General features: G+C 40.9%; 14 protein-coding genes and 1 tRNA gene. 9 read left to right on the forward strand and 6 right to left on the reverse strand.

Annotation, left to right across the window (positions count from 1 at the left end):
- Positions 1-33: 33 nt before the first annotated feature.
- The 6 genes from D3P12_RS13775 to D3P12_RS13800 form a co-directional block, all read right to left on the reverse strand.
- The gene (locus D3P12_RS13775; RefSeq protein WP_118196433.1) at positions 34-1,749 is read right to left on the reverse strand and encodes a RagB/SusD family nutrient uptake outer membrane protein; all 1,716 of its coding nucleotides are present in this window, start codon (positions 1,747-1,749) and stop codon (positions 34-36) included.
- Positions 1,750-1,773: 24 nt separating this feature from the next.
- Entirely contained in the window at positions 1,774-4,806 is a 3,033-nt protein-coding gene (locus D3P12_RS13780; protein WP_118196435.1) for a SusC/RagA family TonB-linked outer membrane protein, read from the reverse strand.
- A 276-nt stretch (positions 4,807-5,082) separates the two neighbouring features.
- Positions 5,083-6,018, reverse strand: coding sequence for a siderophore ABC transporter substrate-binding protein (locus D3P12_RS13785; protein WP_118196437.1), 936 nt, complete (start codon positions 6,016-6,018; stop codon positions 5,083-5,085).
- Between the two features lie 41 nt (positions 6,019-6,059).
- Positions 6,060-6,821: an iron ABC transporter ATP-binding protein gene (locus D3P12_RS13790; protein WP_118196439.1), complete on the reverse strand. Its 762-nt coding sequence runs from the start codon at positions 6,819-6,821 to the stop codon at positions 6,060-6,062.
- Complete coding sequence (locus D3P12_RS13795; RefSeq protein WP_118196441.1) at positions 6,818-7,765, reverse strand: iron chelate uptake ABC transporter family permease subunit; 948 nt, start codon at positions 7,763-7,765, stop codon at positions 6,818-6,820. The genes D3P12_RS13790 and D3P12_RS13795 overlap by 4 nt, the downstream gene beginning before the upstream one ends.
- The gene (locus D3P12_RS13800; RefSeq protein WP_118196442.1) at positions 7,765-8,706 is read right to left on the reverse strand and encodes an ABC transporter permease; all 942 of its coding nucleotides are present in this window, start codon (positions 8,704-8,706) and stop codon (positions 7,765-7,767) included. The genes D3P12_RS13795 and D3P12_RS13800 overlap by 1 nt, the downstream gene beginning before the upstream one ends.
- A gap of 195 nt (positions 8,707-8,901) precedes the next feature.
- Here D3P12_RS13800 and D3P12_RS13805 point away from each other — a divergent pair, with 195 nt between their 5' ends.
- The 9 genes from D3P12_RS13805 to D3P12_RS13850 all read left to right on the forward strand — a co-directional run bounded on the left by D3P12_RS13805 (position 8,902) and on the right by D3P12_RS13850 (position 18,916).
- Positions 8,902-9,825: an NAD(P)/FAD-dependent oxidoreductase gene (locus D3P12_RS13805; RefSeq protein WP_118197110.1), complete on the forward strand. Its 924-nt coding sequence runs from the start codon at positions 8,902-8,904 to the stop codon at positions 9,823-9,825.
- 69 nt (positions 9,826-9,894) lie between these two features.
- Complete coding sequence (locus D3P12_RS13810; RefSeq protein ID WP_118196444.1) at positions 9,895-11,634, forward strand: DUF4091 domain-containing protein; 1,740 nt, start codon at positions 9,895-9,897, stop codon at positions 11,632-11,634.
- Between the two features lie 29 nt (positions 11,635-11,663).
- Positions 11,664-11,737 (forward strand) — tRNA-Pro (locus D3P12_RS13815).
- 296 nt (positions 11,738-12,033) lie between these two features.
- Positions 12,034-13,290 carry a site-specific integrase gene (locus tag D3P12_RS13820; protein ID WP_118196446.1) on the forward strand — a complete coding sequence of 419 codons (1,257 nt, stop codon included), beginning with the start codon at positions 12,034-12,036 and terminating at the stop codon, positions 13,288-13,290.
- A 13-nt stretch (positions 13,291-13,303) separates the two neighbouring features.
- Positions 13,304-13,840 carry an ORF6N domain-containing protein gene (locus tag D3P12_RS13825; protein WP_118196448.1) on the forward strand — a complete coding sequence of 179 codons (537 nt, stop codon included), beginning with the start codon at positions 13,304-13,306 and terminating at the stop codon, positions 13,838-13,840.
- A 128-nt stretch (positions 13,841-13,968) separates the two neighbouring features.
- A complete protein-coding gene (locus D3P12_RS13830; protein WP_118196450.1) occupies positions 13,969-14,454 on the forward strand; it encodes an ADP-ribosyltransferase-containing protein in 486 nt (161 codons plus the stop codon).
- Positions 14,455-15,071: 617 nt separating this feature from the next.
- Positions 15,072-15,689, forward strand: a complete 618-nt coding sequence (locus D3P12_RS13840; protein WP_118196454.1) for a TlpA family protein disulfide reductase — start codon at positions 15,072-15,074, stop codon at positions 15,687-15,689.
- A gap of 2 nt (positions 15,690-15,691) precedes the next feature.
- The gene (locus tag D3P12_RS13845; protein ID WP_118197111.1) at positions 15,692-17,788 is read left to right on the forward strand and encodes a protein-disulfide reductase DsbD family protein; all 2,097 of its coding nucleotides are present in this window, start codon (positions 15,692-15,694) and stop codon (positions 17,786-17,788) included.
- A 21-nt stretch (positions 17,789-17,809) separates the two neighbouring features.
- Positions 17,810-18,916 (forward strand): TlpA disulfide reductase family protein, encoded by a 1,107-nt coding sequence (locus tag D3P12_RS13850; protein ID WP_118196455.1) that lies wholly within the window; start codon positions 17,810-17,812, stop codon positions 18,914-18,916.
- The last annotated feature ends 13 nt before the right edge of the window (positions 18,917-18,929 follow it).

Consider the following 18,929-nt stretch of genomic DNA (forward strand, 5'->3'; position numbering starts at 1 on the left):
CCGGCTCCGTTCATCACCTAAAAATGAAAACCTTTAGTAACCAGGATTTTGTGGAAAATCAGCGTCAACGTTTAAGTCGATCTGAGTCTGAGGGATAGGCCACCTAAAATTATGTTCTTTGATAAACGCTCCAGGACAAAGAGGATTATCGTTGTATTTTCGGACACGTTCTAATAGTTTACCGGTACGTCTTAAAATTATCAACCTCCATTCTTCACCGTATAGTTCCCGGACGCGTTCATCGAGTATATAATCTATATCGATATCAGCTGCAGAGACCGGCTTAGCATTCGATCTCTCTCTCACCGCGTTTACATCAGCCGCTGCCAACGCGGTATTTCCAATACCAAGGTATGCTTCAGCCCTAAGCAATAAAGTTTCGGCAAAACGAAGTGCATACCAGTCTTTATGTGTAATTCCACCTCCAGAACGATTCGGTTGTAGAAAATAATTCAAAGGATCGGTAAACTTGGTGTGAATCGGGAAAATAATTTTCGTTGTATCTGTCAATGGATCGGTTCTAGCCGGGCTATACAGACTAAAATCGATTTTCTTTTTGTGATAGGCAGATTGAGGGTTATCATAATAAAAATTCCGTTTTAAATTATGTTCAGCATTACGGATATCATTATTCCAATTGTCCTTCCATACACCATAATACACTAGGCTGGTACCTCGAGCATTTGCGGTAGGTCTACCAAGTGTATCAGAATAGCCAGTATGCAATCCATTATACATCTCGCCTAAAATTGCCTTCTTGCCATCCGGGGTTAAATCCAGGTCAAAATAACGCGGTCCAAAAATGTATGCACTTGCAATCTGTCCGCCTCCTGTGATAAACGGTTCAACCTGAACTACCCACATTGCTTCGGTATTTTCAGGAAGGTTATGATTTCCATAACCAAAAAGATCAAAATATACGTCTCCAGAGCCAAATACGTCGTTACCTAATCTAGTCCCAAAACGAGAAGTCATTAATTTGTAGTTATAATCATTAATGACATGAGATGCAGCTTCTACCGCCAGTTCAGGTTTACCTTGTTCTAAATAAGTTTCTGCAAGATAGTGCCATGCGGGTCCCTGTGTGATCCGACCCGGCGCATCTTCCTCTCCCGGACGCGGAAGATTTTCGGCGGCAAATTGAAAGTCGGAAACCATTAAATTATGTATTTCTGCAACCGGATCGCGTGTAAAATCTGCTTTCGCTGTTACGACAGGTTCTGTAATTAAAGGAATATCACCATATGTAGAAACCAAATAGCGATAAGCGAAGGCTCTGAAGAATCGCGCTTCAGCAATATAAACATTCTGTCCTGCCTCCCCTCCCTGGAAGTCAGCCGGATCAGCCTTCTGGACTTTATCCATCAACACATTCGCCCATTGGATAACTTGAAAACCCACATTCCAGGTATCGACTACGTTCCTCCACACAGGTGTCATATCTTCGTATGAATTCAAATATAAGCTACCAGCGGCAGGCGTTTCTCCGTTGTACCCAATGTCCGAACCATGTGTGGCCCAATTCATAACACCGAATTCACCAAATGAGTAATAGGCTGCGCGAACACGGTCGTGAATCGCAGTAATTCCTTGTTGAGCGCCTGGCTCTGTCAGATAAGCATTATCGGGCGAGAGAAAATCAAGTGGTTTTTCTTCTAAAACATCCTTGCTACAAGAAGACACCAAGCCCAACATCAACATAGCCATGAACAAAAAGAAGCTATTGAGTATATTTCGTGAAAATTTCATATGATTGTTTTTTAACAAAATGTCTTATAAACTGATATTTAAACCAAAAATAAAGTTGCGCATTACCGGTGTGTCACTTACGCCAGATTCAGGATCCCAACCTTGCCACTTCGTCCATACATAAGGATTCTTACTGGCGACATATATTTGTGCCGACTGAATTTGTAATTTATCCAATAGATCCTTTCCAAAGCTATATCCTAATGAAACGTCTTGTATCCTCACAAAGCTTCTGCTTTGGTAGATACCACTCTGGCGAAGTGGAACGTTATAAATACCGGTCGTGTTCGTTGTTGGTCTATCTGGTCTCCAATAGTCATTAACAGCCGAATTATTATGCCTCTCAGGGAAGTAGAATAAAGGGTTGATAATTTCGGCGTTATTTGCCATATAATAATTTTTTCCTCCCTGAATAGAATTTATAAATACAGATAGACTGAAATTTTTATATGATAAAGTATTACCAAGACTAAACCGATAGTTCGGGGCCTCATAGCCAATTACCTTCCTGTCATTAGTCGGATCAATCACGCCATCATTATTCAAATCAGCATATCTAAACTGTCCGGGATACCATCCATCTAAAATATTTCCGCTAAAAAACTCTTCTTCAGTCCATACGCCGCCCGTCATTTGATAATCATAGAGTGCACTCAATGATTCTCCAACAAACCAACCATTTCCAATATCATTATCATCCTCTCCTCCATAAAGTTTCGTAATTTCATCACGATTTAAGGCAAAGGTGAAACTCGATTCCCAAGTCAGTTCGCCTCTTAAATTATTAGACTTGAGATCAAGCTCAATTCCCTTATTCTTAATCCCACCAATATTTGTCCAGATACTTGCATAACCAGCACTTCTAGGCAATTGCCTTTGCACTAAGACATCAGTTGTATTAGCAGTATACAAATCTAATGAACCAGTAATCCGATTTTGCAGAAAACCAAAATCTAAGCCCACATTGTAAGATGAGGTTGTTTCCCAAGCCAATTCCTCATTTCCTAAGGTACTTGGAAATATACCAATCGCAGTCGATTGTCCGTAGACATAGTAGCGAGTTCCCATCCGCGAGAGACTCGAATACCGTCCAATACCTTGGTTACCATTCTTACCGTACGATGTCCGCAGTTTTAAATAAAGCCCCTGATCTTTAAGAAAATCCTCTTCTGAAGCTACCCAAGCTAATGAAGCAGACGGAAATGTTGCCCATTTATTACCCGCACCGAAGCCTGAAAACCCATCACGGCGAACAGTGGCTGTAAACATATAACGAGAAAGATAACTATAGTTCACCCGAGCCATATATGAAAGGCTATTTTCCTCATAGGCCGAAGATGAAGCCTCAGCAATTTCCCCCAACCCCATGTTATTATACCCTAAGATTTCGTTATCAAAACCGGACGCCTCTAAAGTAGAGCCACTTCCAGTTCGACCTTCTCTACTAAACAGAAGCGTGGAGTTAATACTGTGATCACCAAAGTCTCGCGAATAAGTCAGGATATTATTCAGATTCCAATCTCTCGACTCCGACGGCACTTTTTGTGCAAATCCTCTATTGGAAACCCCCGATGGTGTATTGCTATTATGAAATGAATTATTATTTCGTGTTCCATACACATAGGAATAGTTAAATTCATAGCGAAGGCCTTCAATCCACGGAATATCAATTTTCGCAGTACCTACTCCAAAAAGCTCGGTACTTATATCTGAATTATCGATAAAAGTATTAACTAACGGGTATGGTTGAAATAACTCTCCCCCTAAATAGATGTCATAATTTGGCTGTCCAATGTAATTGTTCACCAAAGGACTAGCATCTCTAGCGGCAGCAAGACTGGCGGCAATTCCTGAATTGTCACGCGAACTGAAAGAGGCATTAAGTCCGATTGTAAGCCAGTCATTTATTTGGCTCTCTAAATTACTGTGTAGTGTTACCCGTTTAAACTGATCATTTAATTGAATACCTTCCACGTCAGAATATGAGCCTGATATATAATAGTTCGCACGATCAGAACGGCCCTGTACACTCAGATTATAATTTTGCATCGGTGCTACTCTCAAAACTTCATCAACCCAGTCGATGGAATTACCCGCTAGATAATTCTCTTTCTCTTCAAGTGTCTTCAAATATGAAGCAACGGTTTCTCTGTTCGTTGCATCTGGACGTTCTGGCCTTTCCGCTGCGCTAGTGGGATTTGTTTTATACCAAGCATAAACCTTACTTTGCCAATCCCAGTCAAGTAATCGCACGGCAAATTCCTCCGCATTCATAACACGCATTGGGTTGTTGGTCATATCTTGGAAACCGGTATATGCGTTCAACGTAACGACAGGTTTTTCAGAAGTACCTTTTTTGGTCGTGATCAACATAACTCCATTTGCTGATCTCGATCCATAGACAGCGGCCGCACTGGCGTCTTTTAAAATGTCTATTGATTCGACGTCATTGATATTAATATTCGAAATACTTCCATTATAAATAACCCCATCCAAAACGATCAAAGGTTTATCGGACGCTGATAAAGACGTCTGTCCACGTACCGACAGTGAAGGTTCACTCGCTGCACCGCCTCTTCCTTCTAAATTCACACCTGCCGAAGCACCGACCAAAGCTTGAAACAAATTCACGTTAGATTGTGTCGCTTTATCCTCCATCGATATTCTGGCAACCGAGCCAGTCAAATCACTTTTCTTTTGTGTCCCGTAACCAATTACAACAACCTCATCGAGTTCTGCCAGATCCTCTTCCATTTGCACATCCAGCGTAGCGCCATCCACTGGAATTTCTTGATCTTTGAACCCAACAAATGAAAAAACTAACACATCGCCTTGCGAAGCTTGTATAGAAAAGGCTCCCTCTGCATTTGTAGCAGTGCTCGTCATTTTCCCCTTGACACTAATACTCACAGCCTGCAATGGTTGATTTGTTTCCAAATCTGTAACCTTACCACTGACTTCTGTATTTTGACTATAGGAAGTGATACTGATGAGCGATAGCAAGGAAATAAGCAATAGGGATTTTAAAGCCCAGGAGGCATACTGGTTTTTTTTCATATCCAAGTCGATTAATGGTTAATCATAAATTTTAGGTTAGGACATATTGGGTTCGTACCCACTGGTATCGTGTCCGTACCCGAAGATAAATTAAATATTTAGTATTTTCAAATATTTTTTGGAAATTGAAAACAAAAATTGCCGTAAAAAATTACCAAACATAGATATTATCGAAACCAAGAGCTTAAATAAAAAGGGCCGTATCCTAGTATGATATAGCCCTTTTTCTCAAAACCTGAACCTGTGGCCTCAGATTGAAATTCAAATCATTCAGCTTTAGTTAAACACACTGCCTACCTCATCAATCATCATATTAACAGAAGTAATGCCAGTACCGGCCAAATACCAAGCTTGTGAGTTCAAGTAAACAATCTTGTCGTTCTTATAAGCATTCGTCTGCTGAATTAATTTGTTTTCGACATCGGCTTTATTTAAAGCTTGATCACCTATTGCTGCACTCCGGTCGATTACGAATAAGATATCCGGATTGGTTTGTTGAATAAATTCATTAGAAGCTACGTTTCCATGTGTATGTGTGTCCAGGCCTTCCTTTGCTTCTTTAACACCCAATACATCATGCACAATAGCAAATCTTGATTTACTACCATAGGCGCTAAACCTGCCCTTATTATGCAATACTACGAGTGCTTTATCTTCCGAAGCATCTGCTTTTTCTTTTACAGCCTCTGCTTTTGCCATAATTTCATTAAAAGCATCTTTAAACTCCTCTTCTTTATCGAAAATCTTACCCAAGTTTGTAAGATTATTTTCTAATGACCCCAAAATGTCCTCGGTGTTATTCGCATGGTTATAGGTTGGAGCAATCTTAGATAAAGTTTCGTAAGACTCAGCTAGGCGACCGCCGATGATAATCAAATCTGGTTGTAATTCATTGATCTTCTCAATATCGGCTTCCGTAATATTTCCTACATCTTCAATCGAAGCATCATCTTTAAATTTGCTTAAATAGTCAGGTAGCGCCCTTTTTGCAATCCCGACTGGCTTTACACCAATGGCATCCAGATTCTCCAAAGCACCGAACTCAAGAACGACCACGCGTTGCGGATTAACCGGCACTTCAATTGTCCCCAGATTATGCGTTACCGAAACTGTTTCCTGAGAGCCTTCTTCTCCCCCTCCTTGCTGACCGCTATTACAGCTCGTAAATACCATTAACAAAACTGCTGCGAAAAGACCAATTACATTCTTCATAAGATAAAAGTTAAAATTATTAGTGACTGATAGTTAATTATTTAGTGATTAAAGTAGTTACAGATCCTCTTGTTTTTATATTCGGATATATTAAAGTCGATATCAAATATATCTTTCAAAACACATTCTGTGATGATATTTTCTGTCTTGTCGCAATATTTGATTTTCCGATCTTTTAAAGCAACGATGAAGTTAGAATAGTGTGAGGCAAAATTGATATCGTGCAATACGATGATGATGGTTTTTCCAAGCTCATCTGCTAACTTTTTCAATGTTTTCATAATCTGAACCGAGTGCTTCATATCGAGGTTATTCAACGGTTCGTCCAGTAAAATATATTCTGTATCCTGCGCAACCACCATAGCCATGTAGGCACGCTGTTTCTGTCCGCCACTCAACTCATCAACGTAGGAATTTTCTATATCCTGTAGGTTCAGAAACGCAATAGCTTCGTCAATCTTTTCATTATCTGATTTGGATAATTTTCCCTGACTGTACGGAAATCTGCCAAATGCAACCAGTTCCCTTACTGTCAGGCGCAGTCCTACCTGATTGAACTGTTTTAATATCGACAAGTGTTGAGCCAACACCCTATTCTTATAATCAGTGATATTCTTCTCGTTCACTAAAATCACCCCATCATCTTGTTGCAGCAATCTACTGATAATGGATAATAATGTACTTTTGCCGGCACCGTTACTACCGATCAAGGAAGTAATCTTACCTTTTGGAAACTGGATCGAGACATCATCCAATATGACCCGATCACCATATTGTTTCGTTACATTTTTTACTTCGATCATATCTTTTTAACTCTTAATAACAAATACATAAAATACAGTCCGCCGATAAAATTAATAATCGTACTTACAGGCGTTGACAAAGCGAACAGCCTCTCCATCAGAAGCTGCCCTCCGATAACGGTAATGGCCGACACCAGGCAGCAAGCAAAGATAACAACACTATGTTTGTGCGTTTTTATCAGTTCATAAGTCACATTCGTCACCAACAGACCAAAGAATGTTATCGGCCCTACCAAAGCAGTTGAAACAGATACCAAGACAGCGATTATGGCTAAAAATACCTGAATCATACGATTATAGTTCAGGCCTAAATTAATCGCCTGATCCCTGCCCAAAGCTATCACATCCAGGTACTTCGCCAGCCAAAACCCAACGATCATCAACCCACCAACCAATATTAGCGAATAGACGAGCAGATCATCGTTAATTTTATTGAACGAGGCAAACATTTTCCCCTGGATAATAAAAAAGTTGTTCGGATCAATTAGCAACTGCATAAAAGAGCTCAGCGTGTTGAACAGCACCCCTAACACCAAACCAATCAATAACAGAAGATACATATTGCTCTTCCCTTTCTTGTAGATCAGAATATACAAGAAAAAAGCAAAACCAATCATACACACAACAGAGAGCAGAAAATTATCTACACTGTTCAATACCTTGAAGGTCAGGTCACCGTATATAAACACAATTACGGTCTGCAAGAGCAGATAAACCGACTCAAAACCCATAATTGATGGTGTTAAAATCCGGTTCGCCGTAAGGGTTTGGAATGCAACTGATGAATAAGCCACGCAACAAGACACCACAAGCATTGCCAAGATCTTTGTAGATCTTAGTTGTAATGCGAACTCCCAGCTGTTTCCTAATCGGTAGAATAAAAAAGCAGCGATGACCAACAAAGTTGTACCCCCCAGAATGATAATCTTTTTTCTATCTCCCATTACTTTTTCCTTAATAATAAGATTAGAAAAATAACCCCGCCAATAACTCCAACCATCATCCCGATGGGAATTTCAAAAGGATAAATAACGACGCGGCCGATAATATCACAAACGAGCAAGAATACAGCACCAAACAGCGCAATCAGCGGAAGCGTTTTGCGCACATTATCGCCATACATCATGCTGACGATATTCGGTATCACCAAACCCAGAAATGGGATGGCACCAGCTGTGATAACAACCGTACTCACGGTGAGTGACACACAAAACAATCCAATCTGCATTACCGCGTTATAGTTTAATCCCAGATTTTTCGAAAAATCTTCGCCCATCCCCACGATCGTAAATTTGTTTGCGTATAAATAGGTAATCAAAACCGCTGGGAGACTCAAATAGATCAACTCATAGCGACCTTGCAAAACACTTGAGAAATCCCCCATCATCCACGCATTTGTATCTTGCACAATATTCAAACGGACAGCTACAAAGGTTGAAATTGAATTCAAGATACCACCGAACATCAAACCAACCAATGGTACAAACACCACATTTCTAAAGCGGATTTTCTGAATAATTTTCAAAAACAAAAGACTCGCAAAAAAAGTAAACAGAAAAGCGAAGATCATTTTCCCCATAAAACCCACCGATGGGAAAAAAATCAAAGCAGCTAACAAGCCCATCTTCGTGGCATCCAATGTTCCCGCCGTTGTTGGTGACACAAACTTATTTTGTGTCATCTGTTGCATAATCAACCCGCACACGCTCAGCCCCACCCCTGCTAGTATCAGGGCGACGGTACGTGGAATACGACTTATCGAGAATAACAGAATCGTTTCTGCGTCAGACTTTAACAAATCAGACAGAGAAATATCAGCGACGCCGACAAACAAAGAAATTATGGACAGAGCTATTAACAGTCCGCCTAATGCAAGCTTTTTCAAAATCGTTGCAATATTATTTATAATAAATCTTAATTAGAAGAATCGAAGCAAAGTTATTGTAATAAATTTGTCAATATTGGGTCTGATATGAAGAAAACAAGTTTACCGAATGCAACTTAAATGCATCTTTATTTATATATTTGCAACTGCATTGCATTTATGTCAATAAATAAAAATAAAATAGAAATTCCACTTATGAAAACCCAAACAACAGGCAATCATTCATATGAAGTAATAATTATCGGTGGTAGTTACGCTGGACTCTCTGCAGCCATGGCGCTAGGCCGATCGCTACGAAAAGTCCTAATCATTGACCATGAGACTCCTTGTAACAAGCCGACTCCACACTCCCATAATTTCCTGACACAAGATGGGAAAGCCCCTGTTGTAATCGCCAATTTAGCCAAAGAGCAAGTTCTTGCGTATAACACTGTCGACATAAAAACCGATCTGGCAATAAATTGTACATTCGGCGACAATGGTTTCAAAGTAGAAACTAAATCAGGTAATATTTTCCATTCAAAAAAAATATTGCTGGCAACTGGCATTAAGGATATCCTACCAAACATTGACGGCTTTGCTGAATGCTGGGGCAAATCGATCATCCACTGCCCTTATTGCCATGGTTTTGAGTACCGTCATAAAAAAACAGGAATTCTAGCTGACGGAGATGCAGCCATGCATCATGCACAACTGGTCAAAAACCTGACAGATAAATTGAGTATTTTCTCTAATGGAAGAACAAATCTGACGAGCGAGCAATTGGATCTGCTAATACGAAACGACGTCGCTGTCATCGAAACCCCCATAAAAAAAATCAAACATCAAGACGGCTACATAGAACATCTCATTATAGAAGATGGTACAATGATCGAACTTGATGCTCTCTATGCCCGCCTTCCTTTTGAGCAGCACAGCGATATTCCAGCAAAATTAGGTTGCAAACTCGATGATCATGGATTTATTTCCGTAAACAAGCTCCAGGAAACCAGTGTCGAGGGTGTTTTCGCTGCTGGTGATAATTCATCGGGTATGCGCTCTGTTGCCAATGCGGTATCCACCGGCAACTTAGCTGGAGCGATGATCAACAAAAAACTCTGCGATGAAAGTTTTGTCTAACAATCTTACAATTGACCACTAGAAAAAACAGCTTTCCTTAAATTTAAATAAAAAGAATAAATTAGCAGGATGAACAAAATTCTTACGCTAATTTTTCTAATCGCATCTTTTACTGCACAAGCCCAGTTAAAAGAATACGTACAATTTCAAGAACTTGAAGATCCTAAGCCGAAAGACTTAGCAAGCTGGAAAAACTTTACGTCCGACGCTTATAGCGGTTTCGTATCGGCTGATGAACACTTCCATCGCTCATCGGCACCTTCTGAATCACAGATATCATCTACTTGGGAAGGAAAAGGATGGAAAGGTGAGCGCGTACATACCCAGGCTCTTATCTGGACAGCGAAAGCCCTAAAAGACGTAACGCTGACGGTGGATGAACTAACCGGACCAGGTTTACGTACTATTCCCAAAGAAAACATACGCGCTAATTTTGTTCGTTATGTACTAACCGATCACTTAGGCGATTTAAAGTCAGGTTGCGGAATTCCTGCCGGACTAGATACCTCATTGCATGCAGACTTAATCGATGACATCAGCTCATTTTCAATAGAAGCTCAAACCAGCAGACCCCTTTGGCTCAGCATCGATATCCCCCACAATGCTCAAGCTGGAATCTACAAAGGCACATTAAAAATATCATCAGCTGACTACAGGGCCGACCTACCCTTTCAAGTAGAGGTAACCGACCGTACCCTGCCGGCAGCTAGCGAATGGTCCTTTCATTTAGACCTTTGGCAAAACCCGTACAGCGTAGCCCGTGTCTATGGAGTAGAACCTTGGAGTGACAAACATTTTGAAGTCATGAAACCCATTATGACACGTTTAGCGGACGCCGGACAAAAAAGCATTACTGCTACCATCATCCATGACCCATGGAACTCTCAAACCTATGATATCTACGGCAGCATGATCCAGTGGACCAAAAAGAAAGATGGTTCATGGGAGTATGATTATACAAATTTTGACAAATGGGTAGAATACATGATGGATTTAGGGATCGATAAATTCATCAACTGTTACAGCATGATCCCCTGGAACTTGAAGTTCTATTATTTTGACGAGGCTTCAAACAGCGAACAAGTTCTCGTAGCTAAACCCGAAACCGAAGAATACAAAGCCCACTGGCAAAACATGCTGCAAGATTTTGCGAGGCATTTAAAAAGAAAAGGCTGGTTCGACAAAACCACCATTGCTATGGACGAAAGACCAGAAAAAGATATGAAAGCCGCTATTGCAATTATTAAAGCTGCTGACCCAAATTTTCTTATTTCAATGGCTGGAAACTATCATCCAGATCTACAAGCAGACCTCATTGACTACTGTGTAGCTTATGAACAGCCTATTACGGATGACGTTATCCAAGAACGGAGAGCAAAAGGCTTTACCACTACCTTTTACACCTGCTGTGCGGAACCTTACCCAAATACCTTTACCTCTTCTCCGTACGCAGAAGCTACCTGGCTATCATGGCACGCTTTAAATAAAGGTTTCGATGGATATCTAAGGTGGGCTTACAATTGCTGGAACGAAGATCCTCTTCGCGACTCACGCTTCCGCACCTGGGCGGCCGGAGACACTTACCTGGTTTATCCCGGCAATCGTACATCCATTCGTTTTGAGAGACTAAGAGAAGGTATCCAGGACTTTGAAAAAGCAAAAATACTTATTGAAGAACTCAAGAAATCAGGAGATACCGAAACACTAAAAGCACTTGAGACTGCGATCAATGCCTTCGAGGCCGAAACGCTGGAGCAAACACCAGCTGCCGTGACCGTCAATGCTGCGAAAGCCATTTTAAACAAGTAGCATTTTTTATATATTTGCTCTCGTTAGTTCGGGATGTAGCGTAGCCCGGTATCGCGCCAGCATGGGGTGCTGGAGGTCGTCGGTTCAAATCCGGCCATCCCGACGAAAGCCAGTTCATCTGGATCCATAAGCCTCTAAATCATATGATTTAAAGGCTTTTTTGCTTTTAAACCGTCCTTTTCAATACATACTATTCTTCCTATCATGCGAACAAAGAGGTGAACAGATATAAATTTTATATTTGTTCACCAGAAAGAGTTAAGGTATTGATATTCATATATTTACATGGATATTCTGTAAACTCAAATGTATCAAAATGAATCACTTTTTTGGTTCACTGGTGAACTGTTTCGACAAAATAGTTTGAAATAATTTATCTAAGTATTTAAAAGGAGTAAAATGAGATCAACCAACACATTCGGAATTCATTTCGTTTTGAGAATGAGCCGTGGAAAAAATGGGAAGGCAGCAATTTATGTTCGTATCGTGGTAAACAAAAGCCGTAGTGAGATCGCCCTTAAACGATTAATTGATATCGCTGACTGGAACAAGGTAAAAGGGATGGCCAAACCGAAAAATGTAGAGCTGAAAGCCTTAAATAGTTATCTGGAAGAAACCCGGGGACTTCTTACCTCCCACTACCAGGAATTCATTATCAAGAAACAGCTCGTAACGGCTGATGCAATCAAAAACAAATACCTTGGAATTGTAGAGCAGGAAAATACACTTCAATCGCTGATGGAATATCATAATTTGCATATGAAAGAAGTGCTGGCGTATGGCACGCTCAAAAATTACTTCACCACGGTCAAATATCTCAAGGAGTTTTTACTGAAACAATTTAAGAAGCCAGATATCTATCTTACTGAATTGGATTACCAGTTCATTACCCAGTTTGAATATTTCCTGCGGACGTATGAACCGACCGATTATCACAAAGGGATGGCGAATAACGGCGTCATGAAGCACCTGGAACGGTTTCGTAAGATGGTCCGCCTAGCTGTGAGACTTGGCTGGATCGAAAAGAACCCATTCGAACTTTATAAACTTAGGTTGCAGAAGGTAGAGCGCGATTTTCTGACTAGCGATGAACTATCAAAAATTGAGAAAAAAGACTTCTCGGTTCAGCGGATTCAATACGCAAAAGACCTTTTTGTTTTCAGCTGCTACACCGGCATCGCCTATATAGACGTAATGCAGCTGACTCCGGATAATATTCTGCTGGGGACCGATGGAAATCGTTGGATTAAAACGACGCGTGAAAAAACCGACACTTCAGTGAATGTCCCGATCCTTCCAAAGGCCGATGCCATCATCGAAAAATACAAAGATAACCCCCGGGCAATTGCACATGGTACAATGTTTCCAGTGATTTCAAACCAAAAGCTAAACAGCTACCTAAAAGAAGTGGCCGACCTATGCGGCATCAAGAAGAACTTAACGTTCCACTTGGCGAGACACACCTTCGCTACGTCGGTGACTTTATCTAACGGAGTTCCTATTGAGACGGTCAGCAAGATGCTTGGACACACTACCATACGAACAACCCAGATTTATGCCAAGGTTGTTGAGCAGAAGGTCAGTCAGGATATGGCAAATCTTAGGAATCGGTTAGAGGAAAATGAGCAGAATACATTGAAAGTTTTAAACGGCTAATTATATTTAGGTAATGGAAAATAAAAAGTTGATAGTACCCGATGAAATTGTGATCAGCAAGATTTATTACATCAGAGACCAGAAAGTCATGTTGGATAGTGACTTGGCAGAATTATACGGAATCCAGACCAAACGATTGAATGAACAGGTCAACAGAAATATTGACCGTTTCCCGGAGGACTTTATGTTCAGATTGAATGAGGAAGAGTTTCAGCACTTGAGGTCGCAATTTGCGACCTCAAGATGGGGTGGAAGAAGAGCGCTTCCTCTTGTATTTACCGAACATGGTGTATTGATGCTTTCTAGCGTATTGAACAGCAAACAAGCCATTGAGGTTAACATCCAGGTAATGCGGATTTTTACAAGAATACGTCAAATGCTAGCAGATAATACCGAGATACGTCTAGAAGTTGAAAAAATCAAAAACAAGCTGGATAATCAGGATAAAAACATGGAGATCGTTTTTAAATACCTTGACGAACTGTTGGAGAAGCAGAATCAACCTAAGCCACCGAGAAAACGGATCGGTTTCAAACCTGATGATCTTTAAGAGCTAGTTCGCCCATTTTGTATCTCAAATTTACTTTCGTTCCACATAACCATCAAGGGTATATAAACATTCGTTGCCTCATGCCCTTGACGGTTTACTCCATTCAAGTTGATTGCTTAACAAAAATCATGAGCAACCTTAGAGCACTACCCCAGATCTCAAAAATAGTTTATCACGGAACAAATGCAATATTCGACCGTTTTGATGAAACTAAGAAAGGAACTAATACCGGATTCCCCAATACAGTCCATGGATTCTTCTTTACCGAAAAGGAAGAAAATGCCGCACTATTTGGTAATAGGATTATCAAAGCACGAATCGTTATTGAAAAAGCAATTGACCTAACTATAGAAGGCATTTTTTCAGAGAAGAACCAAGCCTCGCTCATCTGGGAAATGCTGACAGGTGAATTGCGTTCAGAGGAAGATGCACTGACTCAATTGGATGAAAATATTTCCCTAGGTGAATTAGACGAATTGTATGATGCATTGAATTCCGAAGGAAGTCACCATTCGATGAGAAAAGCAGGATATGATGGCATAATCTCTTCGTTGGGCGACGATGAACTAGAATACATTTTTTTTACAGCGGAACAAATAACGCTGTTATCCTAAATACACCATTCAATCTGTCATAAAAGTAATATTAATGCCTAAGATTACACTACTTCCATAAAAAAACAAATGAATTGATTAATATTTTCTATATTTGTATCGAGATAATAAATTATAATTAATGAATCGGAAATATCCAACCATTTATAGAAAAATTAAGGCAACAGTACTTTTGCTGTGTCTTTTTTTCATGATGGCGAGTAGTTGTCCGGTTCGAAATCTTTTGAGTAGCGCTTTTCTGCCCTCAGTAGAGCTTTCAAAACAGGAGAAGAGCGGTAAACAGTCGGTTAGCGCGGATGCTTTTGTGTACGATGACCTTCAATGCGTTGAGACCCAAATCACAAAGGCATCTTTATTGGATTTTTCAACATTAACTAATAACACCTTACCTCTTCCACTATTCCTAACAGTCATCAGTTTATATCTTTCCTTATCGATTCTAAGCTTAGGTTTTAAATCATTCCGGATAGAGAGAAAACGGACTATAACGAATTCTCTTCCACTGTTTCTTCAAAACAGATCAATCATTATATAATACCCCTTCACTCCGATATTACAACGTATTGATTTAGTGTGAATGGCTGATGCTCCCTACGCGTTAGCAAAATAATTGTATAATGGATTATATAATGAAAATAAAGGAGAAGCTAACTCTCTCCAACATATTTACGGGAATCATAGTGATTTTCGTGCTCGCCATGCTGCTAAGTCCCGACTTTAAGGGTCTTATGACGCAGAATCTTATGAAGATTGGCTTATTCCAACCCGAAGTGCCCAAGGGACCGACAGATGAATTAGCTGCCGGAATTAGCGCCAACAGTAAAAGTGAAGAAATATTATTCAAAAACCCTGACGGTGAGATTATAGAATTATCTGACCAGAAAGGCAAAGTTGTCTTCATTAATTTCTGGGCAACATGGTGTCCACCATGCATTGCAGAAATGCCATCGATCAACAAGCTCTATTCTGAATTTCGCGACAACGAGAAAGTGATGTTCCTGATGGTAGACGTAGATAATAATCGCACCTCGTCCCAGAAGTTTATGGATAAAAAAAAGTTTGAATTACCGGTTTACACACCAGCCAGCTCCATCCCCTCTTCCTATATGAGTGGTGCTATCCCGACCACCCTGGTCTTAAATAAATACGGCAAAGTGGTTTTCAAGCATGAAGGAATGGGCGACTTTTCCAACGAAGAATTTAAGACTTTTTTGACTAAACTAACTATTGAGTAATGATGAAGAGAATATTATCGATGTTCTTGTTGACAGTAGTAGGAGCAGTATATGCTAATGCGCAAATCTATGATCCCGTCAAATGGAAGACGACAGCTGAAGACATTCGAGAAGACGAGGCAAACGTAGTAATAACAGCAACCATAGAACCGGGTTGGCATGTATATTCCCAGTTCATTGAAGAAGGAGGCCCCATCCCCACCACGTTCAAATTTGAAGAAGGGAATGGTTATTCTTTACTCGGCTCTGTAAGCGAAAGCCCTAAAGCTATATCAGCTTTCGATCCTAATTTTAACATGCAGATTGCCTGGCATAAATCAAAGGCTCGCTTTACGCAAAAGATTAAGCTTACAAAGCCAAAGGTTAAAGTTTCTGGTACGCTCGAATACATGGTTTGTAATGACACCAACTGCCTTCCTCCGGAAGAGGTTTCCTTTGAGGTTCTGATAGATGCCGCTACCGTTGCGTCGAATGCGGCATCGAAGGATAAACTTAAAGACACAGCCTTCGAATCAGATGCTTCCGGCCCCGGAGCAGCAATAGAAACACCGGACCAAAATGTTCTGCAGACTGCAAATGAGCCAGGCGACTCTACTCGTGCTACAGAATCTCAACCGGTAGCTGATCGCTCAGAACAGAATGACACGCTTTGGGGTATTTTCCTCGCCGGCCTGATTGGTGGCTTTGCCGCTTTCCTTATGCCCTGTATTTATCCCATGGTGCCTTTAACGACATCATTCTTCACCAAACGAAGTGGCAGCCGATCAAGTGGAATCTGGAACGCTGTCATTTACGGCATTTCTATCATCGTCATATACGTGTCTCTAGGGATGATTGTGACCCTTATTTTTGGTGCCTCTGCCTTGAATGAGGCAGCCAGCAGCGCATTGTTTAACCTTCTTTTTTTTGCAATCATTATCGTCTTTGCCGTTTCCTTTCTGGGCGCCTTTGAAATTACCTTACCATCGCGTTTCATTAACAAAGTTGATTCTAAATCAGACCGTGGCGGATTAATTGGCATTTTCTTCATGGCCTTTACGCTGGCCCTGGTTTCGTTTTCGTGCACAGGGCCCATCATCGGCTATTTGCTGGTTGAGGCTGTATCCAAGGGTTCCCTTCTTGGGCCAGCTATTGGTATGCTGGGCTTTTCAGTCGCACTGGCTATTCCCTTCATTATTTTTGCTTTATTCCCATCCTTTCTAAAAGAAATGCCTAAATCGGGCGGCTGGCTGAATACAGTAAAAGTGTCTCTGGGATTTTTAGAACTGGCCTTAGCCTTTAAGTTTTTATCTAACGTTGACCTTGCCTATCATTGGGGCATACTCGACAGGGAGGTGTTTCTATCTCTCTGGATTGTCATCTTTACCTTATTTGGCCTTTACCTGTTAGGCCAGCTGAAGCTATCGGCCGATGATAAAGGAGGTATTATAGGCCTGCCGCGACTGTTTTTTGCCATGCTGATCTTTTCGTTTACTGTGTATATGGTGCCAGGTATGTGGGGCGCTCCTTTGAAAGGGATAAGTGCCTGGCTTCCGCCACAACCTACGCAGGATTTTGACCTGAATAAACTTACATACGGAGACTTTAGCGAGGAAAGCAAGAAAAATGGAGAATCCTCCGGAAAAAAATATGCAGACCTTTTTCATGCGCCACATGGTTTGAATGCGTTTTATGACTATGAAGAGGGACTTGCTTATGCAAAAAAGGTGAATAAACCGGCCTTGATTGACTTTACAGGTTGGAGCTGCGTAAATTGCCGAAAAATGGAGGCTTCCGTTTGGCCTGATCCTTCTGTATTGAATCAGCTGAAATCGGATTATGTGTTAATTTCTCTCTACGTCGACGATAAAACCGAACTGGAAGAATCGGAGAAATATACCTCTGAATTTAGCGGAAAGAATATCTCCCGTATTGGTCAAAAATGGAGCGATATGCAGGCTTCGGTCTATGGGACGAACTCCCAACCCTATTACGTAATCGTGGACCACGACGGTCAAAAGCTCGTTCCACCTACGGCATTTGATCTGAATATTGGAAACTATGCTGAATTCCTGAGAAAAGGAACAGAAGCCTTTGAAGTATATAAAAATAAAAATTAGAAACTAAAAATTAAGATAACCATGAAATTAGGATTAATATTAACCAAGATGTTTACATTGATTTTTTTAGCATCATGCGGTGCGGTTGACGACACGAAATTTACATTGAAAGGGCAAGTAGAAAATGCAGATAGTGTCCATAATGTTGTACTGTTCGAAGGAGACAAACAAATTGAAACCGCAACGTTGGATAAAAATAAAGAATTTAACCTTGAAGGCAGTGCACCACACGCTGGTCTGTATACTTTGCTGGTCGGCGAACAATCCTATATGTTGGTCCTGGAAAACGGAGAAGCTGTAGAGTTTGAGGTTGATTTGAAGAACCCAAACGATTATAAGGTGAGCGGTTCAGAGACTTCCGCCAAACTGAAAGAGCTTGGCGCTGTTCGCGAAACCTTTCAAAAGCAGCAGGCTGCTTTGGGGGAGGAGTTTGAGAAGCGAATAGAAAATGGTGAGGAGGCAGCTGTTGTCCAGACTGATCTGATGGCAAAAAGCGAGCGCTTTATTGCTGATCTTTCAGAACAGGTTGTTCAATTCTCATTAGAAAACAAAGATAATCTGGCAGGCTTCTTCGGGATGCTGATGCTCTATTCGGTTGATCCGGTGGGACAGGAACAGGTTTTAGTTAGCTATGCTGAAGAAGCTAAAGGTAAATTTCCAAACAACGAAGTTGTACAATCTTTTGCTAACCATATGGCAGAGATCAAACCGCTAAGCATCGGGCAGATGGCACCTGACTTTGCTTCGCTGACACCGGAGGGGAAAGAAGCGAAATTATCTGATCTGAGAGGGCAGTATGTATTGTTGGATTTTTGGGCGGCCTGGTGCGGACCGTGCAGGCAGGAGAATCCGAATATTGTAGAGCAGTACCATCGTTTCAAGGATAAGGGCTTTACTGTGCTGGGTGTTTCTTTAGATCGTGATCGCGGTGCCTGGCTCAAAGCTATTGAAGACGATAAACTGGAATGGACACAAATTTCAGATCTGAAGATGTGGGATAGTGAAGCCGGCCGCCTTTACAATATTACGGCGATTCCAGCGTCTTTTATGATTGATCCGGACGGTAAGATAATCGGGAAAAATCTACGGGGACCAGCCCTTAAGCAATTTTTAGAAAAAAATCTCTAAACCTAATTTGAAT

It is taken from the genome of Pedobacter indicus, assembly GCF_003449035.1.
Classification (GTDB): Bacteria; Bacteroidota; Bacteroidia; order Sphingobacteriales; family Sphingobacteriaceae; genus Albibacterium; species Albibacterium indicum.